A 22,944-nucleotide genomic window follows, 5' to 3' on the forward strand; every position below is an offset into this window, starting at 1 on the left:
GAGAGTAAGTCATCGCCAGCTCATTATTCCTGAAAATCCCCCTCCGCATACGCCGAGGGGGATTTTTTTATGCGCGGAATAAATAAAAAAAAGCAGACTTGAACAAAGCAAAAGCAGAAAAGAAAGGTTCCCGAAACCAGCGAAGAAGATCAGCAGCAGCCTGAATCCCGGTTTTTATTGCAGCTGCCGCCGGGCATGTTTAAAGGCGGTTCTCAGGCCTTCTTGCAGAGTGGGGTGATAAAAAGGTTTCTGCAAGATCTCATCTAGAGTAATAGATGTGCCGTATGATTAGACCAATGATAGTTTTTAATTACACATTTACCATTTCTCATAAAAGCCTGTTTGTTTTATAGACACTGATAAATTCTTAATAATTTGCTGAAATGTATAACCTGAATTTGTACATCAAATTTATGTAATTTTTTTATAATTTTATCGTTCTTTTGGACGTTCTTCTCGTTATTAATTTTACCAATCAATCATTTATAAATTATGCCGATACTTTTAATTAAATGACTTATCTCACTTCGCTACATCCTGTACATCCTTTGTTTCAAAATGCAGCTTTAGATTCCATTTATAGAAGTGGCCTTGTATAACTAATAAGTGAGCTAAATGTTGAATAACATAGAGGAAAAAAAACATGATAAATGAAAATAAATTAGACGATTTAAAAAATAAAGCATCTGACTTGGGGAAAGACTTAAAGTTCAAAGCTAAAGATTTGCAGTTGCAAGGTGAAAAAACAGGCAATGATCTCAAACATAAAATTACTGAAATTAAGCTTGAAGGTGAAAAGGCTCTTCATAATCTAAATACGGAAACTGATGCTCAATATACTGAAGCTAAAGTGTCATTTGATGAAAAAGCAAAAGAAGAAAAAACTGAATCTTCAGTGACAGAGAATACGGTACAGGAGAAATTAGAGCACCTAAAAGTGGAAGCAAGTCATAAATTTGAAGAAGCCAAATTAAAAGCGACTGAACTTAAGCAAGAAGCTTCAGTTAAATTTGATGAATTCAAAGCGCAGGCAAGTACTAAATTTGATGAGTTAAAGAAAACTGCAACAGATACAGTTAACAAATTTAAAAAAGATGACCAAGCTTGATTTTAAGTCAGTTACGCTTTAATTGAAGATTCCAGTTAAATCATCTTTAATTTAGCTAGGATGCTCAGAATTAAGAATCAGGATTTTCTAAACAGGGAATTTATTGCGTGATTTCAGCTTTAATTTCCTGATCAGTATTGAGCCATTCAATTCTCTTTACATAATTATTCACAATGGTGATGGTATACATCATATTTTCTATTTCGTATTTATAGTCCATTGCTAAATAAACATTTCCACCTTCTTTGAATTCGCGTGTATTCATTGAATTCGGAGACAAATTTAGTCGATTTTGCATATCCGTAAAAGTATCGCCTAAACTGATTAATTGTCCTTCTGGAGTTTGTATAGAAGAAGTTTCATTTGCAGCGTGGACAAATGACATAGCAGTTAATAAAGTGCATGTAAGCAATTGTTTTAACAAAAATATAATCCCCGAATAAAATATTGTTATGATGAAAATAATAATGTGCAGCCAATATAAAGAACCAAATAAAGATACGTCTGCATAATAATTGTTACGAAAAATAATCTTTATTAAAATAGGTCAATCAAAAAAAGTAAATTTTTTGAACTGTTTCGAATCTATTTGCTTTGCTCGTGTTAGTAAATAATTTAATAAACGTATAGTTATAGATGGTTTAATAGTATGCAACATCATTTATAAAATAAACAGTTAAGCACTAAAACCTACTGATTTGGTCGGATTTTTGGCAACATTCATAAAGCAAGCTAGAACTTTACTTAACCTTCGCCTCATTTAAAGCTAAACTATGATATTCAGCTGTATGTTCGTACTTGGAGTAAACTTATGTCGTGGCTTTCTTCGCTTAAATCTGTTTTTTCACCCTCGCAGGAGGTGAAGGAGGAAGAAATCCAGAATGTGCTACAAGGCTATATATTGCCTAATTCAAGCAATGCACTGAAAGACCGAATTACCCAAGTGAATGTTGAAGGGCGAGTATTGCAAATCACCATTAATACTTATCCTGAGGAAGCGGATCATTTACAAAAAATCCATGATGATCTGGCTGATGCCTTGGAAAAATGTGGTATCCAAGAACTCAATATGCATGTGATTCAGCAAAAACATGCACAAGGTGAAAGCTGTTCTAATCATGATCATGGAAAAGAAGGACATAGCTGTTCAAGCAACTCTCAAGGTGAAAATGCAACGCCTCAAGCCCAAAAACTTCCGCCTGTGGTAGATGCCTCTGGTAAAACAGCCCAAGCTGAAACCAAAACTGAAGAAGATCCAAACAATCCACCCATTCAAAAACCGGCACCGCAACAAAGAGATGTACCTAAACATCCACGTATTAAAAATGTGATCTTGGTTTCATCGGGTAAAGGTGGTGTGGGTAAATCGACCACTACTGTAAACCTTGCATTAGCATTGCAAAAATTAGGTTTGAAAGTCGGTGTTTTAGATGCTGATATTTATGGTCCAAGTATTCCAACCATGTTAGGTAATGCTGGCCGTACCCCAATGATTGAAGCGGAAAATTTTGTTCCAATCGATGCCTATGGCATTGCAGTGCTATCGATTGGACATTTAACAGGTGATAACAATACCCCTGTGGCTTGGCGTGGTCCGAAAGCAACAGGTGCATTGATGCAGTTGTTTAACCAAACTTTGTGGCCAGACCTGGATGTTCTGATGATTGATATGCCACCAGGGACAGGGGATATTCAGTTGACACTTGCGCAGCGTATTCCTGTGACGGGTGCTGTTATTGTGACTACTCCACAAAATGTAGCACTTTTAGATGCAACAAAAGGAATTGAACTGTTTAATAAAGTTCAGATTCCTGTCATGGGTGTCGTGGAAAATATGTCGACGCATATTTGTTCGAATTGTGGTTATGAAGAGCAGATTTTTGGTACAGGTGGTGGCGACAAGTTGTCTGAACAGTACAATATTCCTTTATTGGGTCGTTTACCCTTAAATGTTCAAATTCGTGAAAATGCCGATGCAGGTAAACCTTCTGTACTTGTAGGCGACGATGCCGCTGAAAGCTATATGGCTATTGCACAAAAAATTGCAGATCAATTACCGAAAGTAGAAAAGCCTCAAAATAGAATTTTCTAATCGCTGATTGAAAAGTTATATTTTAAAAGCCCTGCTTGAGTGGGGCTTTTTTGATTGAGGGGGATTAGGTTTTTTGAAGTACAAAGTAATAGGATAAAGCTGTTCAAAAGCAGGATTGATACTTCAATAATGCTTAATAAAAAGATCAAAACTGTATTGTGGGATTAATCGCAGAGTAAAAAAAGTTGGCTTCGTCAGGAAAAACATTAGAAAGCAAATTTTATAGTCCAAGGCAGTTGCAATAATGCGTCTAGTGCTCTTTTTATATTTAAAGGGTTGATGATTATTTGATAGGACGACGACGCTTATAATGTTGAATGATATTCCAGCGCCAAAACAGGCGTGTAATCACAAATAATATCACGGCAAAAATTAAAGCTTCCAGTAGTAAACCGGATAATAGAATTTTCGCCAAACTTAAATCGATATGGCCATTACCAAAGTGGGTAATCCAGTGGCTGATCTGATGCAGAACACCCAGTATCATATCCTGATCAATCATATTCACTTGAAATACCTTTGCACCCAACCAAAAACCAATATATAAAATGGGAACTAGCGTGAAAGGATTAGTCAGCCAAGCGAGACATAAACTCACCGGTAAATTGACCTCAAACAGTAAAACCGTCAAAACAATCAAAATGCTATGAAAAGGCAAAGGCAACATGCCCCAAAACGTGCCAATAAAAATGGCTTTTGAAATCGACTTTCTGTTCACATACCACAGCACAGGATTTAGGGTACGTTGACCAAAAATCTTCATCAGTTTCATCTCTGCAACTTTGTGAGGAGAGGGAAGCCATGATTGAAAGAACCGTTTTGCCATAAAAGTAGGATGCTTAAGTAATAAGGTATTGTGCCTGAATTGATCCTTAAGTGACAGTTCAAGCATGGCTGAATGTAATCATGAATGCTAAAAAATGGGATTGTTGAAATTTTCTATAACAAATGACTCTATAGTTATACTTTGATTAATCTGATAAGTGTTTAAAACTTATATATTTTTTAGTAAATCTGGCGATTTTTAAAAAGATGTAAAATTCCGTATTTGCTAAGTACAATGAACTCAATTACTCTTCGCGCACTCTATAGAGAGGTCGCATATGATTTCATGGCTGTTCATCGGTTTAGTGGTCACTATTTTATTGACACCTGGCCCAACAAATACATTGCTTGCTTCTTCTGGTATACAGGTAGGTGTGCGCAAATCATTACGACTTATTCCGGCAGAATCAATTGGTTATTTAATTTCAATTAGCATTTGGGGGATTGTTGTAGGTACAGTTTCCAGTCAATTTCCTATTCTCCCGATATTTTTGAAGTTATTAAGCGCGCTGTATATTATTTTTCTCGCGATTAAGCTCTGGAAAACGGCAGATATCGAAGCCAGTTATCATCTGCCCACCATTCGTGCACGTGAATTATTTTGTGCAACCCTATTGAATCCTAAGGCATTACTCTTTGCTTCTGCTATTTTTCCAGGTTCAGCGTGGTTAACACTGAATAATTACTTGGTTCATATTGGCATGTTCCTTATTTTAATCGTACCAATTGCCCTGTTTTGGACTTTTATCGGTTCTATTTTGGCCTCGAATAAAGTACGTTGGCTGAATCAATCGAACTTGCAAAAAACTGCTTCTTTGGTTTTGGTCAGTTTTTCTATTCCACTGGGTTATTCTGCTCTTTTAAGTCTTTAAGATGAGATGATGAAAATTGCATTTGGTAAAAAGTGACATCATCGCCTGATCATCATTTCCATTGCAGCCAATTTCAGTTAAAGTACAGCGCAATAATTGATTTAACTATTTTTGGGTATAGAAATAATGGCAATTAAGTCTGATCGTTGGATTCGTGAAATGAGCGAAAATCACGGCATGATTGAACCGTATGCAGAAAACCAAGTGCGTTATGATGAAACAGGTGAAAAACTCATTTCTTATGGTGTTTCAAGCTATGGTTATGATGTTCGTTGTGCGCGTGAATTTAAAGTATTTACCAATGTCCATTCAGTAATTGTCGATCCCAAAAACTTTGATGATAAAAGCTTTATCGATATTGAATCGGATGTATGTATTATTCCGCCAAATTCATTTGCATTAGCACGCACAGTAGAATATTTCCGTATTCCACGTAATGTATTAACGGTATGCTTAGGTAAATCGACTTATGCACGTTGCGGTATTATTGTGAATGTGACTCCACTTGAGCCTGAGTGGGAAGGTCACGTGACTTTGGAATTTTCAAATACAACCAACTTGCCTGCCCGTATTTATGCAGGTGAAGGGGTCGCGCAAATGTTATTCTTTGAATCAGATGAAGTATGTGAAACATCATATAAAGACCGCGGTGGTAAATACCAAGGTCAAACGGGTGTGACTTTGCCGAAAGCATAAACAGTATAAATAATTGAATAAGCGGATCATTTTGTTCCGCTTATTTTTTATGGGATTCATTCATCGGAAACTGGGTTCATTCGCCCAGTTTTTTTTGCAATTGGGTCAATATTCAGCATAATAAAAAGTTATACAAGCTTGGTAAGAACATTGTTGTAATGACAAATAAATAAAAGAGATATACCAAGCTCAGGATGAACTAAAAAATAATGATGCGGAGCATCTGATAAAAAGGAAGGTCGTGATGACTCAGAGTTGGAATAATACAAGATTTAAAAAGTCTTGTTTGGCGAGTTTAATCGCAGTTTTACTTAGTCCGTCAGTTTATGCGCTTGAATCTTTATCAGATGATCACCTGTCCAATACGACTGGTGAAGGTGTCGCACTCGTACTCGATGATTTTAAAATGGTGTTCCAGGCACCTAAAGATATCTCTGCCGGTTCCAGTTATACAAGAAATATTGAAAACCCAGGTCAGGCGGATACTGGCTTTATCCGTATTATTCCCACTGGTGAAAACTACCAACAGCTTTCTAATGCTGCTTGGACAGCGGCATATCAACCTGCTTATGATGCGCAGTACCAAACGTCTTATGACAATGTATACAGTAGCTCAAAAACCACAGAATTTAACCGCATTCAAAGTACTGAACGTACTGTTGCATATAATGAACTGAACACAGCAAAGCGCACCCAATATACGAATTATGAAAAAACTTTTGTTACGGGGACGTTAGCTCAAGAACGATATCAATGGCATTATGATAATGTTTATAATGTGGGGTTAAATTGGTTTTTACTTCCAGCTGAGAAAAAAAGTAGATCAGAGGCTGCTGCATTAAATGATTTAAATACTGTCCCAACTTGGATGAGTGCATTAGCGACGAAGGTAACCAATATAATTACCAATGAAGCGAATGTCCTCGGTGATACACGAGCAAATAATAAAGCCAACATTTTCGCATTAGAAAAAGTAAAATTAAATACGATTACACAAATTCAAATGGTCGTGAACAATGCGAGCAATATTGCAAACAAAAGAACCAAAGCAGATGTATTTATTTATGGTTTGGCTTTATCCAAGAGCGATGGCTCATTAAATACACGTTACAGTAATCAGGGTTTTAATTGGGGTTCGACGGTTAACCCATGGCTATTCCGGGCAGGGACGGAAAAAGTAAGACAATTCAGTGCTACAGAAAAAGACCTCGGATATATTGCTTTGGAGGCGCCATTGGCTACTGTGGCAGCAAATGAAGCAGACAATAACATTAAACTGGGTTTCTGGACGGATATTTTTGCACGCAATTTTACATCATCTAATTATGTTGATCCAAAGACAGGGGCACCCAATGTACCAGAAGATCTGTTAGTTTCAGAGCGCTTACGACTACAATTTGTTGCCAATGGTTTAAGTCTCAATGGCTCTCAATTTCGCCTGTTTCAAACTTTCAATTCTCCGACGAAGGACTATAGTCAAACTTTGGGTTTAGCTAGTGTTATTCGTATCAATACCAATGATACGCCGGAAAATTTAACCACGACTTCTACCAATCTAGATAGTAAAGGAATTCGTATTAGCACTGCTGCCAAGACGGATCAATTAGATGGGGTGGGTTCTACGCCAGCACTGAATTCATCTGTTGCCCCGACTTTCCATGAATTAGAAGGTATGTATATCTATAGTCCAAATATTAACTTGGTCTTGGGTACCATGGATCAGCCATTTATTGTGGCCTCAGATGGTAATAATATTATTTTGGAAGTAACGCGTATTCCAAATGTGCCTGAAATTTATAATAAAATTTATCAAAACTATGGCAGCGGATTAGGCACAACGGTTTTAAAAGGCTCAACCTGTAATGTGTATCAATGTGGTGAGACGATCAAAAATGTATCTACTGATGCTTCTGCACTTTATCAAGGACGTACAGCAACCCACAGTAGTATAGCCATTGGCAGTACAGAACGTATTCCGGGCACCAATCTGTTGCGTGCTAAAACAGATACAAATTCAACTGGTATTATGTTTAAAAATGCCAATGGTGATATTAAAAATTTTGGATCTGCTGTCATTGATGGCGTTTTGATTCAACATCTTAAAATTAAAACAACCGGTCTATAAGGGAGTACAGCAATGCTAAAAAAAATTACACTTTTTGCACTGTTGAGTGCTGCCTTCATTGCACATGCGGGTCTTGAAACCATGAGTCCACAAGAGCTTACAGATGCCGTGGGTCAAGGTGGTGCTGACCTGAGTTGGACGTTATCATTAAATCATCTCTATGCGACAGATATGACGAAAAATGCGATTTCTGTCCTAGATGGCAATGGTAATGCAACTGAAGTTTATTATTCACTCGATCCAAATGCATGTGGCGCAAACAAGCAATTTTGTCGTTTAGCCATCGCACCGAATAATCATGTGGATGCTTTGGATAATAAAAGATGGCTGGTGTTCAAAGGTATTCAAGGTACCTTGCAGATTGATCAATTTTCTATTGATGCTGTAACAGTCGGCAACAACAGTAATACAGCGCAGACTGCGATGAAAATTACATTCTATGATAATAAGCCTTTAAAAATTCGTAACTTAGGTTTTAATACTTTAGCGATTGAAACAGGTACAGGCTCCGGGGCCAATGAAGGATATGCCAATACTCCAATTTATAGCACCTTTACGACCAAAAAAATTCAAGATGACGGCACGACTATTGATGTTGTAACGGATGTTCCGACATTTGATAAAAATACGGAGAAAGGCTTTATGGGATTGAATATGCATGGCAACTTACATATGTCCGGTAATTTAAAAATATTTAGCTATAACTGTACTGGCGGTGCAAGCATCCGTTGTTAGAAGCTTCAGTGTATAATAAGGATATAAATATGATAAAAACAACAATGAAGCTAAGTGTGCTGACAGTATGTATGTGTCTTGCACACCAAGGATACGCACTAGAGCAAATTGATGAACAAGAACTGAGTGACTTGACGGGTCAAGATGGTATTGTGATCACGCATGAAGTATCACGGGTCAAAATTGAGCAAGCAAATTGGTACGATCCAAATCCAGCAGCAAATGTACAAATGGGCTTAGGATTACATAACGCGCAGTTTGATGGGGTGGCGAATAACCCAATTCTAAGTCAACTTGAATTCGATGTTGGTGCAACATCTACGGGTGCAGGTATTCGTTTAGCGGCTAGTGTTTCACCTTTTACAGCCACTGCAGATTTAATATTAGTTAAAAATACATGTACGAGCAATCCATGTCAGCAAGCAGCGAATAGTTTACGTACTCCAGGGGTTAAATCTAATCAAAGCTTAGGTAAGCTTGGAATCAGCACATCTACACCCCTGAATTTCGTTTTGCAAACGACGGGTGGTTTGTTTAATAAGTATGCGAAAGCGAGTATAGATTTTCAATTACAAAATGCCACTATTAGTCATAAATTAGGCCTTAATAGCCTTATTTTGAATGATTTTAATTTTAATTTTGCCGGTGATGGCTATATGTATATCGACCAAGACGAAGGGCTTGTGTTGAGTACATATAATGAAAATCAAAATCACTATGTTGATCTAAAACGCGTTACGGATACCACAGATGTTGCTACTGGGCGTACTGATGCGACGAATCCGGGTGTAAATATCGATTTACGTTATAATACTCCGAGCAATGAACGTAAAAATATTATGCGCTTAGGTGCTTCCGGTGCAGTAACGAATGCTAAATTAGCTGTGAATGGTAACCAAACAAAGGTTGCTAATTTTGAAGTCAATAACAAGGTTAATGGCGTATTAACGAAAGAGACTAAAACAGCATCAGGCTATAATGGTGCAGGCAATGACCTTGGGCTTGTTGGCTCCGGAGGTTTGCATTTAAGTTTAGCGGCGGACTTCACTAATGCATCTGATACTAATCTTCCTGCAACGATGTCAGCAACAACGCTTGAAATTGGGCATACGGGTAAAGGTAGTCATGCGATTGAGTTTTCAAATTTAAGACAGCTGACCACTCGGGCCGCAGATGGCACCTTACACAAAAAAAATGCGTATATCGACTTTGGTGACATTTATATTAATACGATAACAACGAAAACTCTTGATTTCATTGTTAATGAAAATATTCAAAAAACGCTTGCTGTCACCAGTCCAATACTGAAACAAACGTTAACTAACGCAGCTATTCCTAAAGATGTTGTTTTAATTGCTATTCGTGGCATGGATTTCCAATCCATTGCAGCAAAAGCGCGCATTATTTCAGACAATTCGTTGCAAAAATTGAATGGTAGTGGAGGGACGTGGGGGATTGGTATTCCCATTTATAACCTGAATGCCAATGTCGCACTGTCTGCTGGAACCTATGGGACAACCAACAAGAGCGGAATTGCTTACAATGTTATGGCATCTACAGAAGGCTATGGCATAGATTCAAAAACAGGTTTACCAAGTACCACGTCAATTATCTTAATTGATGGTCAAAATGGGGTTCATGGCGAAGCCGTCAATTATTATGCTGGTTTTCGAAATATAGATGCCTTTTTTCAATCAGAAGGTGTCATTGGTTATGAGAATGAAGGGATTTATATTCGTGCCGATAAGCTATTGATTGCTGCAAAAGCGGAACTTGCGATTGGTCAATTACCTGGATCAAAATATAACTGTACATCAGGTGCTTACGCTAAGTGTGGCACCTATGTGCCACATGATAATTTTTCGAAGCGTGACGATGTAATCACTAATATCGCTTTTAAGCTTGATGGCAGTGGAGAGTTGTTAATTATTCCAGGCATAGACCCAACAATTGAGAACCCAGATAGTAATTTCTTAGCCTTCGATGCAAAATTTAAATTTAGACCATTAAGCACAGCTGAGGTCGCTGACGTCGCAAACCTAGGTAGTTATTTTAGTCTTACCAATGAAGATATTGATGTAGATGGTAAATTAAAGACTTCAGGGATTCATTTTAACCGTTTTGAGGGGGATCTTGCGATGAAAGCAAAAGTTCGTGTGAGTGCAGATACCATAACTTTTGATAACCAAGTCAAGTTAAATGCTGGTAATAACATCGCAACACCATTTAGAACCGATTTTGCCATGTCAACCAATGGCAATATACAGAATATCGCATCAATTGCACTGACTGGTGGAACAATTCGCAGCACTTTGGGCATCACACCACGTTAAGATCAGGAAGATATAAAAATGAAAAAGAAATTATTAAGTGGTTTGATTTTTGCCGCATTTAATCTCACAAATTATACCTGTGCGATGATGCCATTAGATGATAATGAATTATCGAAAGTTGATGGGCAGGCATTATTAAATTTAGAAAATAGCTCAGATGCCTCACAAGGGTTAAATTTCCATAAATTAAGTATTGCTGCATTAATGGAGTTGAACGTCAATATTAAAACCTTGCAGTTAGGGTGTGGCGGAACCAATAACAGTTATAAAGTCGGTTGTGACATTGATATTTCCAACCTATCTTTAAGTGGATTAAATACGACTAGTGATAGCAACGGTAGTCCTACATTCGGTGGTGAAGGGCGTGCAGCAACCAGTGCGTCAATTACCAATCCGTTTATCGAGTTTGCGATTAAAGGCAATACTGCTGCGACACGTGAAGTTGCCGGCTTCCGTCTAGGTGCACAAAATATTATGGGACTACTGACTTTAGGGACTGAAAACGGCCAAAATCCAAGTGATGGTATTCAAAGTTTTACCGGCTATATGAAAATGGCACAGACTCAAGGTGAGGCACGCACTAAAGCTACTAAATTTGGTAATACCGACGCAGAGAAAATTAAAGGTAACATTGAAGTGGATATGGTTTTCAGTAAACCTAACCGTGAATTCACAAGTAAACCACTTACCAATGGTCAAATGACAGAAGGGCATACGGGAATTACGGTACCATCCATGCTGGTTAACTTTACGATGCCTGAAACCATTGTCACTGGTTCACGGCTAAAATCAGCAACAGTTTCGGGTATTCGCTCAAGTATTCCTACCATTCCCTTGGCGGCAGCAGAATCCGGAAAAAATTTACCGGATACTGTAATTACTGTGCCTGATTTTTCTAAAGATCAGCTCTATGTTGAGTTTCCAGGTCTAATCGGTGATTCAATTGGTAATCATGCATTTTTTAAAATGTTACCTGGTTCTAGTTTAGATAATCTCAATATGGATATTACCTTTGAGCAGGCTTTAAGCATGATCCATAATATTCCACTGAACGGTACCGGTGGATATTTGTCTTTACAGAATCAGAACGTAAAATGGCAGGGTACAGATGCAGCCGATATTGCGCGCCCAGGTTGGTGGATGTCATTTAAAGATCCGATTCAATTGGGCTATTTAAAAACACAGGATGAAGTTGATATTTCTCATGTCTTGCCTCAGGTTGCTACTGCAATTACAGACTTTTTGTTAAAACCAGAAAATTTAATTAATGTAAGTTTTTTTGAAGCTATAGGTTCACTTGTTAGTCAACCGGTTGAAAAAAAATTGAATATTAATGTGGGTGGTTTTACCAGTTATAACGGTGGAACGCCTGCAACCTTAACCTTAACGGATAAAATTTTGCAAAATCAAAAGGTTCCAACCAACTGCTTTGGCGGACATAAATTCTGTTGATCCTAAATATAAAAAAATCCCGCCTAAGCGGGATTTTTTATGTCAAATCAAAATTATTTCGCAATTTTCGCTAATAAATCTTCTTTTGATATATTTACTGATTCAGCATCAGCACGGCCTTTATATTCAAAAGTACCTGCATCCAAACCTTTTTCACCAATGACAATACGGTGTGGAATACCGTTAAGTTCAAGGTCAGAGAATTTAACCCCTGGACGTTCATCACGGTCATCCAAAATCACGTCATAACCTGCAGCTTGAAGTTCTGCATATAAACTTTCAGCAGCTTCTAGTGTACGTGGTGATTTATGTGCATTCATAGGAACAATGGCGACTTCAAACGGTGCAATGGCTAAAGGCCAAATAATTCCTTTATCATCAAAGTTTTGTTCAATGGCAGAGGCAACTACACGCGTCACACCAATACCGTAACAACCCATCGTTACTACCGTCGGCTTACCATCTTTACCAAGAACTTTACAGCCTAAAGCTTCAGAGTATTTTTTGCCCAACTGGAAGATGTGACCGACTTCAATACCACGTTTAATTTGTAGCGTGCCTTTGCCGTCTGGTGAAATATCACCTTCAACTACATTACGGAGGTCATAGACTTCCGTGTACTGTGCATCACGTTCCCAGTTGACGCCAGTTGCGTGTTTATCCGCTTGGTTAGCACCGGCAACGAAATCAGACAATACAGACGCTGCACGGTCTACAATGACGGTTAAGCCTTTTTCAACCAAACCTTGTGGTCCAATGAAACCTGTGGTTAAGCCGAGCACAGCAATTTGCTCTTCAGTTGCAAAAGTGAGAGGTGCAGCAATTGCAGCATGTTTCTCAGCTTTAATTTCATTCAGTTCATGGTCACCGCGAAGGAACAAAGCAACCACCGGTACTGAACCATCTTCTCGTGCTACGCCTTGAACAAGGAGTGCTTTGACTGAGTCTTTTGTGTCAGTGCTTAAGAATGCTGAAACATCGGCAATGGTTTTTTGATTTGGGGTATCCACCAATTTTAATTCTTGTGTAGCTGCAGCACGTTCACCGACAAGCACAGCTTCTGCCATTTCAACGTTGGCTGCATAGTCCGATTCAGTTGAGAAAGCGATATCGTCTTCACCACTTGAGGCCAATACGTGGAATTCATGCGAACCTGAACCGCCAATTGAACCTGTATCCGCTTGTACTGGACGGAAATCCAAACCTAAACGACTGAAGATACGGCAATATGCATCGTACATTGTGTCGTAAGTCTCTTGTAGCGAGTCTTGATCGATATGGAAAGAGTAAGCATCTTTCATGATGAATTCACGTGAACGCATCACACCAAAACGTGGACGAATTTCGTCACGGAATTTGGTTTGTACTTGATAGAAATTTGCTGGAAGTTGCTTGTAACTTTTCAATTCGTTACGCGCAAGATCGGTAATCACTTCTTCGTGGGTAGGCCCAAGCACAAAATCATTGTTATGACGATCTTTAAAACGTAGTAGTTCAGGACCATATTGCACAAAGCGACCTGATTCTTCCCATAGGCTTGAAGGTTGAGTCACAGGCATCAACACCTCAAGGGAGCCAGCACGATTCATTTCTTCATGAATGATTGCTTCCACTTTATTTAGCACACGTACACCCATCGGCAACCAAGTGTATAAACCCGAAGCCAATTTACGAATCATACCCGCACGTAACATCAGCTGATGTGAAATAACTTCAGCATCGTTCGGGGTTTCTCTTAACGTAGCAAATAAAAAGCGACTCGCGCGCATGGAAGCTGTCCTAAAAATTAAGCCTTGAAAGCCAAGATTATACAATAAAAAATGAGGTGAACATTTCTGAATGTCACCTCATTGTGATGTTATAAATTATGACATGATTTTTCGTATTTGGCGCGTCATAAAATTCTTTAAGTCATCCAGGTAAGTAAAGATCACCGGCACCACGACTAAGGTCAATAAGGTAGAGGTGATCACACCGCCAATCACGGCATGTGCCATCGGTGCGCTTTGTTCACCGCCTTCGCCCAAGCCTAATGCGAGTGGAATCATGCCCATCACCATGGCGCTGGTGGTCATGAGAATCGGTCGGAGTCGGGTTTTACCTGCAGCAATAATGGCATCAAAACGGTCTTCACCACGGTCCATGGCTTTCTTGATGAAGTCGATTAGCAGGATGGCATTTTTAGTGACCAGTCCCATCAGCATGATGATGCCGATAATAGAAAACAGGTTCATGGTTGAATTAAACAGGAACAAGGCCAAAAAGACCCCAATCAGTGAGAGGGGCAGCGAAGCCATAATGGCTGCGGGATGAATAAAGCTATTAAACTGTGATCCGAGCACAATATAGATAAACACAATGGAAAGGGTAATCGCAGTCAGGGCATAACCTGCAGATTCAGCCATATCTTTATTCGCGCCCTGAGTCACGAAACTATAACCCGGTTGCAAATCAAAATTATCCTGAATCTTTTTAAGATCCTGCCCAATATCACCTGCAGGACGGCCTGCAGTATTGGCTTCTACCAATACTTCACGTGCTAAATCACGACGGTTAATCTGTGATGCACCCAGACCTTCTTTGAATGATGCAACAGTTGCCAGTGGCACTAAAATAGGCTGACCCGATGCATCGGTTTTTTGTGAGCTTAAATAGAGGTTTTCGATATCACTCGGTAGGCTGCGTTTACTTTCAGTCAAGCGAAGATTGACATCATAGGTCTCACCTCTTTCATCTTGCCAGGTCGTTACATCATCACCCGCAATCAATGGGCGAATGACATTGGCAATTTGATTGACGGAAAGACCCAAATCACTGGCTAGCAAACGGTTAATATCTACGGCCAAGGTCGGCTTCGGTTCTTTCAGCGAGCTTTCCAGATCGACAATACCTTGCACTTTGGCAATTTCTGCAAGAAAGCGATCCGAGATTTTTTGGAGCTCATCCAGTTCAGGGCCTTTAATAGAAATAAGCACCGGTTTTTGACCGCCAGAGACCGTCTCATCGGCAGAAGCAACGGAGGTAATGGTAATACCGGCGACGCTTTGTAAGCGTTGACGGAATTCATTATTGAGCTGTGTCAGGCTCTTATTACGTTCTAATCGAGGAGTTACACTGACCCGGATACTGACATGGTTTTTACCACGGTCGGTCACGCCATTGATAATGCTATACGTGCTGAGTACGTCAGGATGTTGGCGAATGATATGCTCAACTTGCAATAACTTGGCTTGTGAATATTCGAGTGATGCATCCACCGGTGTTTCAAACTTGATCCGGATTTCGCTTTTATCCGGAACCGGAACAAATTCTGTACCCACTAGTTTGGATAGTCCCAATGCACCAAAAAGTGATGCGACTGCAATCAGCAGGGTTAGAATTCGGAAACGCAGCGCCAGTTTTAACAGTTTTTCGTAGTAGTGACTTAAATTATCGAGCTTGTTGGAGATCCAGTTAAAAAAGCGTTTGATTTTGCCGGGTTGTTTATTTGGGTCGTGTTTTTCAGCCCAATGAGCAGAAAGCATCGGGTCAAGGGTAAAGCTGACAAACATGGAGATCAGCACGGCAGCACTGACCGTTACCCCAAATTGATAGAAGAATTTACCAATAATTCCGCCCATAAAAGCAACGGGCAAGAATACGGCAACAATCGTCAACGTTGTGGCTAGAACCGCAAGCCCAATTTCTTTGGTGCCATCCAAGGCCGCAGTCACATGGTCTTTGCCCATATCACTATGGCGGACAATATTTTCCCGCACCACAATGGCATCATCAATTAACAGCCCAATACTGAGTGAGAGCGCCAGCAGCGTCATCATATTGATGGTGAAGCCAAATGCCCAAATGAAGGTCAGCGTTCCGAGTAGGGCAATGGGAAGAGTTAAACCGGTAATTGCAGTAGAGCGGAATGAACCTAAAAACAGCAACACGATCAGAACGGCTAAAACAGCACCCTCAATAATGGTACGGGCAACATCTTTAATACTGCCGCGAATACTTTTAGAGCTATCTACCACGACTTTGGCAACGGTGCCCTGAGGTAATTGTTTTTCAATTTTCTCCATGGCTTTATAAGTGGCATCCACCACTTCAATGACATTGGAATCGGAACTACGCAAGATATCAATCGCTACGGCGGTCTTGCCATTTAAATAGGCGCTTGATTCCAGATCCGCCTGACTATCTTCAATTTTTGCCACTTGTTTTAGGAAAATGGGTGCACCATTTTTATTGGCAATAATTAAATCACCAAACGATTGTGGGTGAACCACCTTGGACTTGATTTCAACCACCAGCTCTGATGTCGGCTGTTTCAAAGTTCCGCCCGGAACTTCAATATTTTCACCTTTTAAAGTGTTGATGACCTGATCTATGCCAATGCCAAAACTTTGCAGTTTTTGTGGTTCGACTTCAATCCGGATTTGACGTTGTGCATCACCCAGTAAATTCACCGCGCCCACGCCAGTCACGGTTTGCAATTGCGGAACAATGCGCTGATCTAAATAGGAACTTAAGTCGCGTAACGGCATGGTGTCTGATTCAAAAACAATCGACATTACCGCATTGGCTGTTGGATCATAACGCTCGACCACTGGATCCTGAATTTCATCACGAAAATCGGCCGTAACAGTGGAAATTTTATCGCGAATATCCTGTGCTGCAACAGTAGAGGAAACATCCAGATTAAACTCGACAATAATGGTCGACAGCCCTTCACTCGATTGTGAAATCACCTGTTTTAAGCCTGAAATGGTGTTAATCCGTTCTTCCATTTTCTTGGTGACTTCAGATTCAATCATTTCCGGAGATGCACCGGGATAGCTGGTATAGACCACCACAAATGGAAAATCGACATCCGGAAACTCTTCCACGCTCATCCGTTGCCAAGACGCCAACCCCAACACCAGTAAACACAACATCATCATGATGGTGAAAACAGGATATTTGACACTAATTCGGGTAAACCACATAAGAACAATCCTGTGCTTATTTTTATTTTTGAGTGATTATGACTTCTTGATGAAGGTCTTGGTCATTAAATTTAATCCGGCTGATCAGGTCACCGGGTTGCAGTCCTTGAACCACGGCTAAATTGTCACGATAACGCTGTTCTAAAATCACCAGATTTATTTTTTCGATTTTTTTCTGGCGAATGGCCCACACATAAGGCTTTTCTTTCAGATTCTGGATCACATCCAGTGGAATCAACTGGCCGTTAATTTGGGTAGAGGAAAGAATACTGCCTTCGACAAAAGAACCGATACTGAGTGAGTTAATGGTTTCATTCGGTCTGGCAAAGAATTCAATTTGACGGCTCGCAGGATCGGCAATTGGAGAGATCCGGGTCAATACCGCGGTAAGTTGGGCAGGATTACCCTGGATGGTATATTCAATTCTTTGACCGACTTTTAAAGCGGCTTGCATGTCACTCGGCAATTTGGCTTGTATTTCTAAATGATCAGGATCGACGATTTCAAATAGGGTTTGACCCGCAGCCACTGTTTGCCCGGATTCAACCTCACGTTTGGTGATGACACCTGAGATAGGACTTAAAATGGTTCCATCACGATCGGCTTTTTGAGCAATATTGACGTTGGCCTGTTGTGCGCGCACATTTTCAAGTTGCGCCTGATAATCAACCGCTGCCTGTTCATATTCGACTTTGGAAATAAAACCCTGACTCAGCAGGCGACTTTTTCGCTGCATCATGTTTTTAGCCAAAGTGGCTTGTGCCTGAGTCGAGCTAAGATTGGCCTGAGCTTGCGCAAGACGTGCAGCATTATCCTGATTATTTAAGCGAACTAAAACCTGACCTTTTGATACGGCTTGTCCCACTTGCGCATTGACAGCCGTTGCAGTCGCGGTCACTTGGGCCTGTATGCTGCTTTGATTCACTGCACGAAGTGTACCGGTAAATGCTGTTTTGGCAACAGAAACGCCACTCTTGACTAAAACCAGATCCTGTTGGATTAATTCAAATTTTTTTGTAGTTTCAGCCGGTGCTTCGATTTCATCTTTTTGACAAGCACCAAGCAGTAGACTCAAACAGAGGGTACTACAGGTTAAATATTGCTTGTGCTGGCTTAATTTCGTTATTTTTATTCGCTGTCCAAATAGCATGCACACTAATCCTTTTATTTATTACTGCATAAATTAAGCCCATGTCATAACAAATGCAATTTATTCAAGAGCTTTTAAACGAGCGATGATTCTGTCGTATTCTAGCTGTGTATTTCGATAGTGCATTTGTAACGATTGAATATTTTCTTTTTTTAGCTCAATATTTTTTTGGTTGTTATCGAGACTGTTTTTTAAAGTAGTCGGAATGTTTTCCGCTTTACGTAAATGTTCAATTTGCTGACGTTTAAAATAGATCCGATCATTTTGCAGCTGTTTAAGCTGGTCTTGTTGAAAGGCGATTTGTTTTTTAATGTGCATCAAGGCGTTATCGCGTTTGCTTGCAGCCACCTGACTGTTGGTATACGCCGTTTTAAGTTTTAAGTCTGCTGCATTTTGTCTGGCTAGTGCGGCACGTAAGGGTGCTTTTTTTATATCGGCTTCAGTGTTATAGGCACGGTTACGCTGAATCACTTGCATATTCTGGTCCAAGGCTTCATAGCCATGGCGAATGTGATTTGGGGTTACATTGCTACTGATATTGGCAATGCCTTTGCTGTCATAGTAACGATACCATGTGGCTTTAGGCGGAGTTTCGGCAAAAACAACGATCGATTGAAAAAACATCAAAAAAAGAAATATGAATTTTCTAGTCATTTTTTTTTGCGCAATGAAAGCAAGTTTTTGTTTAAACTGACTTTGCATTGTAACCCCCGATTTAAAGTTGACTAAATTACTTATTTTTAAGTAATAAAAATGCTATATTAGACTTAAAATCATCAATAAAAAACATCTCTGTCGTTAAAAAAAAATCATTGGTCGAAGGAAAGTGTGAAGCTGTTATTGAAAATATAAAAAAATGAGTCTTCGTGCAGAAAATGTTCATTGAAAACGCAAGTAAAGATATGTTAAAAATGTTCGTAACTTGTAATCAAACTTTCTGCTCAAATTGTTTGTACATTCTAAAAATGGGAAGGGTCATTAAATGGACGATAAATTCCAAAATCTAAAAGTCATGGTGATTGATGATTCAAAAACCATTCGTCGTACAGCAGAGACATTACTCCAGCGTGAAGGGTGTGAAGTCGTAACCGCAGTAGATGGTTTTGAGGCATTGGCAAAAATTGCTGAAGCAAATCCGGATATCGTGTTCGTCGATATTATGATGCCGCGTCTGGATGGTTATCAAACCTGTGCACTGATTAAAAATTCTCAGAATTATCAAAATATCCCGGTCATTATGCTGTCAAGTAAAGATGGCTTATTTGATCAGGCCAAAGGCCGTGTCGTCGGTTCAGATGAATATTTAACTAAACCTTTTAGTAAAGATGAATTGTTAAACGCAATCCGTAATCACGTAACAGCATAAATTTATTTTTTGGGGACAAGCATGTCACGTATCCTTATTGTTGATGATTCACCAACAGAAACATTTCGTTTTAAAGAGATTTTAACGAAACATGGCTTCGATGTCATTGAAGCGGCGAATGGTGCTGATGGTGTCACAATGGCACAAGCAGAGTTACCGGATCTTGTGTTAATGGATGTGGTAATGCCTGGGGTAAATGGTTTCCAAGCAACACGTCAAATTGCACGTGGTGCTACGACAAAGCACATTCCAATTGTGATTGTTAGTACCAAAGATCAAGCAACTGACCGAGTTTGGGGGAAACGTCAAGGGGCAAGTGATTATTTAACAAAACCTGTAGACGAAAAACAATTAATTGATGTGATTAAACAACACCTCAATGCAGGATAAGCTCTATGGCAGCTAATGGATTTATCGAATTACTTCGGCTGGCTAAACGTGGCAACAAAAACTACGTTACCACTGAAAATGAAGTAAACCGATGGTCAGGCATTGCTTTTGAGATGATGGGGCAATATTTTGTTGCCCCTTTAGGTGAAGTATCTGAAGTGATCTATCCACCTAAATATACGCCAGTTCCAAATACTCAATCTTGGGTCATGGGTTTGGCAAATATTCGGGGGCGGTTACTTTCAGTGGCTGATTTGGCTCAATATATTTCTGGGCATCGAAGTCAGTTTTCACCTACTCAAAAAGTATTGTGTATTAGTCATAATGACCATTATGTCGGTTTAGTTGTAGATCAAGTTTTGGGGATTCAACACTTTAACAAGAAAAGTTTCTTTTCTAAACACAGTGAATTAGACAACCATTTACAAGAATATTGTCAGGGATATTTTAATCAACATAATCAACACTGGCATGTTTTCTTATTTAGTCGTTTATTGCAAAACCCAAAATACATGAACGCATCTATAAAATTTATAAACTAATAGTCGCGCGCTGAAGAATGATGGCGAAAGTCGGGGAGAAGCTGGATGGGCTTTAAACTTAAAAAGAAAAATACAAGTGAAGGCAGCAACCGCAAGGTTGGTAATGCTTTATTGGCAAAGATTCAATCACAAACTGATCAATTATCACGTGTATTTGGTGACAGTGAGAAGTCCAAACCATTTATCTATGGTGCGTTTGGCTGTTTAGTTTTCGCAATTCTGGTTTTATTGTACTTGTTCTATAGTGTGCCGCGTAATAACGAATTAACCCGCAGTTTGGGTGATTTACGTCTTTTGTCACAGACAATTTCCCGTCAGGCAACTGAAGCAACGGCATCGGGTACCAAAGAATCTATTGATAAGTTAATTGAATCTCAAAAAGGTTTTGCAGAAAACCTTGAAACAGTAAAAGATATTCATGCGCATACTGCTGCACTGGATGAAGTTGAAAAGCAATGGAACACAGTATCAGACGGTATTGATTTAATTTCTTCTCAACAGAAAATCATTAACCAGCTTTATGATACCAATATTGCCATTAGTGAAACGATTCCTGGAATTCAGGCCGAATATAACTTGATGGTTGACCAAATGGCACGTCAGGATATGCCAAGTAACCAGGTGGTTATTGCGAAAAACCAGGTATTCATTGCAGAACGTATTTTACGTTCAATCAGCTCGGTATTGACGGGTAGTGATAACTCTCGTGAGTCAGCAGACGACTTTAGTGCCGATACGGAAACATTTGGTTCTTATCTTGAAGCACAGTTAAATGGTAGTAGTGAACTGGGTGTAGAGCGTCTTTCTGATCCGGCTTTACGCGAGTCATTAGAAGGCATTAAAGCGGAATATGATGATGTATTGAAATCAGCATCTGCGACCATTCTTAAAAACTCAACGCAAATTGTAAAAGTACGTCAAGCCTCATCTTCAATTTTTGCACAATCAGACGAATTGTTAGCCAGCCTGAATAAACTCTCTAGTGGTTCAGGCTTAGCAACTGCAATTCCAGCCTTACTGTTAATTTTGCTTTTAACAGGCTTCTTGGTGTGTGTATTCAAACTACTGGGTTTACGTGGTCTGTCAGATAAGCAACGTGTAACAAGCCTGCAAGAAGAGTATGACCGTAACCAGAATGCGATTTTACGTTTACTGGACGAGATCGCCGACTTGGCAGATGGTGACTTACGTTCATATGCAACGGTATCGGAAGATTTTACCGGTGCGATTGCCGACTCGATTAACTTCGCGATTGACCAATTACGTGACTTGGTATCGCGTATTACCGAAACTTCTCAAGAAGTTGCGCAATATACTGCCAATACGCAGGGTATTACCAATCAGCTTGCCGAAGCATCTGAACATCAGGCACAAGAAATTGCCGGTGCATCTGCCGCAATTAATGAAATGGCCGTGTCGATTGACCAGGTATCTTCAAATGCAACGGAATCTGCAGTCGTTGCGGAGCGTTCAGTACAAATTGCTGCCAATGGTGCAGATGTCGTACACCGTTCAATTGAAGGGATGGACATGATTCGTGAGCAGATTCAGGAAACCTCAAAACGTATTAAACGTCTGGGTGAATCTTCTCAGGAAATTGGTAACATCGTTGCCTTGATTAACGATATTGCCGACCAAACCAACATCTTGGCATTAAACGCAGCCATTCAGGCGTCGATGGCGGGTGAGGCAGGTCGTGGTTTCGCCGTGGTAGCCGATGAGGTACAGCGTCTTGCGGAACGTTCAGCATCTGCAACCAAACAGATTGAAGGCTTGGTAAAAACCATTCAGACAGATACTAACGAAGCTGTAATCTCGATGGAACAAACAACATCCGAGGTTGTACGTGGTGCGAACTTGTCTAAAGATGCGGGTGTGGCACTGGATGAAATTCAAAACGTATCGACCAACTTGGCGAAATTGATTGCCAACATTTCGGATGCTGCAAAACTGCAGTCTGCGTCTGCAGGTCATATTGCAACCACGATGAATGTTGTACAGGAAATTACCTCGCAAACCACAACGGCAACCTTTGATACCGCACGTTCAGTATCTGAATTGGCAAATATGGCCGAATCGTTACGTGAATCTGTAACGGACTTTAAATTACCTGATTAAGGTAATAGGGAAGCTTTGCGGTGATGTGCCTTACTTTCGGGTAAGGTGCATCAATAAATCACAGATAAAGCATCGACAAGATGAACTTAAGCTCAAAAAGTTAGGTCTCGCGTGATGGTGACAATTAAGTTTGAGCGCCCTTCTTGGTGGCAGATAAACGTAAGAAGCCT

At 39.8% G+C, this 22,944-nt stretch carries 18 protein-coding genes and 1 pseudogene; 12 read left to right on the plus strand and 7 right to left on the minus strand.

The annotated features are described in order from the left end of the window. Positions 1-174: 174 nt before the first annotated feature. Positions 175-270, minus strand: a pseudogene (locus ACU0NF_RS09220) (hypothetical protein); the annotation flags it as partial. Positions 271-643: 373 nt separating this feature from the next. Here ACU0NF_RS09220 and ACU0NF_RS09225 point away from each other — a divergent pair. After that, positions 644-1,108: a hypothetical protein gene (locus ACU0NF_RS09225; protein ID WP_445660916.1), complete on the plus strand. Its 465-nt coding sequence runs from the start codon at positions 644-646 to the stop codon at positions 1,106-1,108. A gap of 100 nt (positions 1,109-1,208) precedes the next feature. On the opposite strand, the gene ACU0NF_RS09230 is transcribed toward ACU0NF_RS09225, so the two are convergent. Continuing rightward, a complete protein-coding gene (locus ACU0NF_RS09230) occupies positions 1,209-1,532 on the minus strand; it encodes a hypothetical protein (protein WP_445660917.1) in 324 nt (107 codons plus the stop codon). 387 nt (positions 1,533-1,919) lie between these two features. Here ACU0NF_RS09230 and apbC point away from each other — a divergent pair, with 387 nt between their 5' ends. Next, positions 1,920-3,200, plus strand: a complete 1,281-nt coding sequence (gene apbC / locus ACU0NF_RS09235; protein ID WP_445660918.1) for an iron-sulfur cluster carrier protein ApbC — start codon at positions 1,920-1,922, stop codon at positions 3,198-3,200. Between the two features lie 283 nt (positions 3,201-3,483). On the opposite strand, the gene ACU0NF_RS09240 is transcribed toward apbC, so the two are convergent. Further along, positions 3,484-4,026 (minus strand): DUF2062 domain-containing protein, encoded by a 543-nt coding sequence (locus ACU0NF_RS09240; protein WP_171538735.1) that lies wholly within the window; start codon positions 4,024-4,026, stop codon positions 3,484-3,486. A gap of 277 nt (positions 4,027-4,303) precedes the next feature. On the opposite strand from ACU0NF_RS09240, the gene ACU0NF_RS09245 reads away from it, so the two are divergent. From ACU0NF_RS09245 to ACU0NF_RS09270, 6 genes are all read left to right on the plus strand, one after another. Beyond that, positions 4,304-4,897: a LysE family translocator gene (locus ACU0NF_RS09245; RefSeq protein WP_370984142.1), complete on the plus strand. Its 594-nt coding sequence runs from the start codon at positions 4,304-4,306 to the stop codon at positions 4,895-4,897. Between the two features lie 126 nt (positions 4,898-5,023). Further along, positions 5,024-5,593, plus strand: a complete 570-nt coding sequence (gene dcd / locus ACU0NF_RS09250) for a dCTP deaminase (RefSeq protein WP_067723803.1) — start codon at positions 5,024-5,026, stop codon at positions 5,591-5,593. Between the two features lie 244 nt (positions 5,594-5,837). Further along, positions 5,838-7,718 (plus strand): hypothetical protein, encoded by a 1,881-nt coding sequence (locus tag ACU0NF_RS09255; RefSeq protein ID WP_445660919.1) that lies wholly within the window; start codon positions 5,838-5,840, stop codon positions 7,716-7,718. 12 nt (positions 7,719-7,730) lie between these two features. Beyond that, positions 7,731-8,453: a hypothetical protein gene (locus ACU0NF_RS09260; RefSeq protein WP_370984140.1), complete on the plus strand. Its 723-nt coding sequence runs from the start codon at positions 7,731-7,733 to the stop codon at positions 8,451-8,453. Positions 8,454-8,482: 29 nt separating this feature from the next. Then, positions 8,483-10,786, plus strand: coding sequence for a DUF6160 family protein (locus ACU0NF_RS09265; protein ID WP_445660957.1), 2,304 nt, complete (start codon positions 8,483-8,485; stop codon positions 10,784-10,786). Positions 10,787-10,804: 18 nt separating this feature from the next. Beyond that, positions 10,805-12,238 (plus strand): hypothetical protein, encoded by a 1,434-nt coding sequence (locus ACU0NF_RS09270; protein ID WP_131384233.1) that lies wholly within the window; start codon positions 10,805-10,807, stop codon positions 12,236-12,238. Positions 12,239-12,291: 53 nt separating this feature from the next. Here the strand turns inward: ACU0NF_RS09270 and ACU0NF_RS09275 are convergent, their stop codons facing one another. The 4 genes from ACU0NF_RS09275 to ACU0NF_RS09290 form a co-directional block, all read right to left on the minus strand. After that, on the minus strand, positions 12,292-14,007 hold the full coding sequence (locus ACU0NF_RS09275) for a proline--tRNA ligase (protein ID WP_445660920.1): 1,716 nt from the start codon (positions 14,005-14,007) through the stop codon (positions 12,292-12,294). A 96-nt stretch (positions 14,008-14,103) separates the two neighbouring features. Beyond that, a complete protein-coding gene (locus ACU0NF_RS09280) occupies positions 14,104-17,208 on the minus strand; it encodes an efflux RND transporter permease subunit (RefSeq protein WP_445660921.1) in 3,105 nt (1,034 codons plus the stop codon). Positions 17,209-17,230: 22 nt separating this feature from the next. Continuing rightward, entirely contained in the window at positions 17,231-18,358 is a 1,128-nt protein-coding gene (locus ACU0NF_RS09285; protein WP_445660922.1) for an efflux RND transporter periplasmic adaptor subunit, read from the minus strand. Between the two features lie 60 nt (positions 18,359-18,418). Beyond that, positions 18,419-19,060, minus strand: a complete 642-nt coding sequence (locus tag ACU0NF_RS09290) for a hypothetical protein (protein ID WP_445660923.1) — start codon at positions 19,058-19,060, stop codon at positions 18,419-18,421. Positions 19,061-19,340: 280 nt separating this feature from the next. On the opposite strand from ACU0NF_RS09290, the gene pilG reads away from it, so the two are divergent. Genes pilG through ACU0NF_RS09310 form a run of 4 tightly spaced genes read left to right on the plus strand, consistent with a single transcriptional unit; the run spans position 19,341 to position 22,774 of the window. Then, positions 19,341-19,724: a twitching motility response regulator PilG gene (gene pilG, locus ACU0NF_RS09295; RefSeq protein WP_067723812.1), complete on the plus strand. Its 384-nt coding sequence runs from the start codon at positions 19,341-19,343 to the stop codon at positions 19,722-19,724. A gap of 21 nt (positions 19,725-19,745) precedes the next feature. Next, a complete protein-coding gene (locus tag ACU0NF_RS09300; RefSeq protein ID WP_067723813.1) occupies positions 19,746-20,114 on the plus strand; it encodes a response regulator in 369 nt (122 codons plus the stop codon). 5 nt (positions 20,115-20,119) lie between these two features. Then, positions 20,120-20,656: a chemotaxis protein CheW gene (locus ACU0NF_RS09305; RefSeq protein WP_131318597.1), complete on the plus strand. Its 537-nt coding sequence runs from the start codon at positions 20,120-20,122 to the stop codon at positions 20,654-20,656. A gap of 45 nt (positions 20,657-20,701) precedes the next feature. Then, the gene (locus ACU0NF_RS09310) at positions 20,702-22,774 is read left to right on the plus strand and encodes a methyl-accepting chemotaxis protein (protein ID WP_445660924.1); all 2,073 of its coding nucleotides are present in this window, start codon (positions 20,702-20,704) and stop codon (positions 22,772-22,774) included. The last annotated feature ends 170 nt before the right edge of the window (positions 22,775-22,944 follow it).

Source organism: Acinetobacter sp. F16 (genome assembly GCF_052712855.1).

Coding starts and splice junctions, on each gene's coding strand:
- ACU0NF_RS09225 (WP_445660916.1), top strand. CDS start 644: ATGATAAATGAAAATAAATTAGACGATTTAAAAAATAAAGCATCTGAC.
- apbC (WP_445660918.1), top strand. CDS start 1,920: ATGTCGTGGCTTTCTTCGCTTAAATCTGTTTTTTCACCCTCGCAGGAG.
- ACU0NF_RS09240 (WP_171538735.1), bottom strand. CDS start 4,026: ATGGCAAAACGGTTCTTTCAATCATGGCTTCCCTCTCCTCACAAAGTT.
- ACU0NF_RS09245 (WP_370984142.1), top strand. CDS start 4,304: ATGATTTCATGGCTGTTCATCGGTTTAGTGGTCACTATTTTATTGACA.
- dcd (WP_067723803.1), top strand. CDS start 5,024: ATGGCAATTAAGTCTGATCGTTGGATTCGTGAAATGAGCGAAAATCAC.
- ACU0NF_RS09255 (WP_445660919.1), top strand. CDS start 5,838: ATGACTCAGAGTTGGAATAATACAAGATTTAAAAAGTCTTGTTTGGCG.
- ACU0NF_RS09260 (WP_370984140.1), top strand. CDS start 7,731: ATGCTAAAAAAAATTACACTTTTTGCACTGTTGAGTGCTGCCTTCATT.
- ACU0NF_RS09265 (WP_445660957.1), top strand. CDS start 8,483: ATGATAAAAACAACAATGAAGCTAAGTGTGCTGACAGTATGTATGTGT.
- ACU0NF_RS09270 (WP_131384233.1), top strand. CDS start 10,805: ATGAAAAAGAAATTATTAAGTGGTTTGATTTTTGCCGCATTTAATCTC.
- ACU0NF_RS09275 (WP_445660920.1), bottom strand. CDS start 14,007: ATGCGCGCGAGTCGCTTTTTATTTGCTACGTTAAGAGAAACCCCGAAC.
- ACU0NF_RS09280 (WP_445660921.1), bottom strand. CDS start 17,208: ATGTGGTTTACCCGAATTAGTGTCAAATATCCTGTTTTCACCATCATG.
- ACU0NF_RS09285 (WP_445660922.1), bottom strand. CDS start 18,358: ATGCTATTTGGACAGCGAATAAAAATAACGAAATTAAGCCAGCACAAG.
- ACU0NF_RS09290 (WP_445660923.1), bottom strand. CDS start 19,060: ATGCAAAGTCAGTTTAAACAAAAACTTGCTTTCATTGCGCAAAAAAAA.
- pilG (WP_067723812.1), top strand. CDS start 19,341: ATGGACGATAAATTCCAAAATCTAAAAGTCATGGTGATTGATGATTCA.
- ACU0NF_RS09300 (WP_067723813.1), top strand. CDS start 19,746: ATGTCACGTATCCTTATTGTTGATGATTCACCAACAGAAACATTTCGT.
- ACU0NF_RS09305 (WP_131318597.1), top strand. CDS start 20,120: ATGGCAGCTAATGGATTTATCGAATTACTTCGGCTGGCTAAACGTGGC.
- ACU0NF_RS09310 (WP_445660924.1), top strand. CDS start 20,702: ATGGGCTTTAAACTTAAAAAGAAAAATACAAGTGAAGGCAGCAACCGC.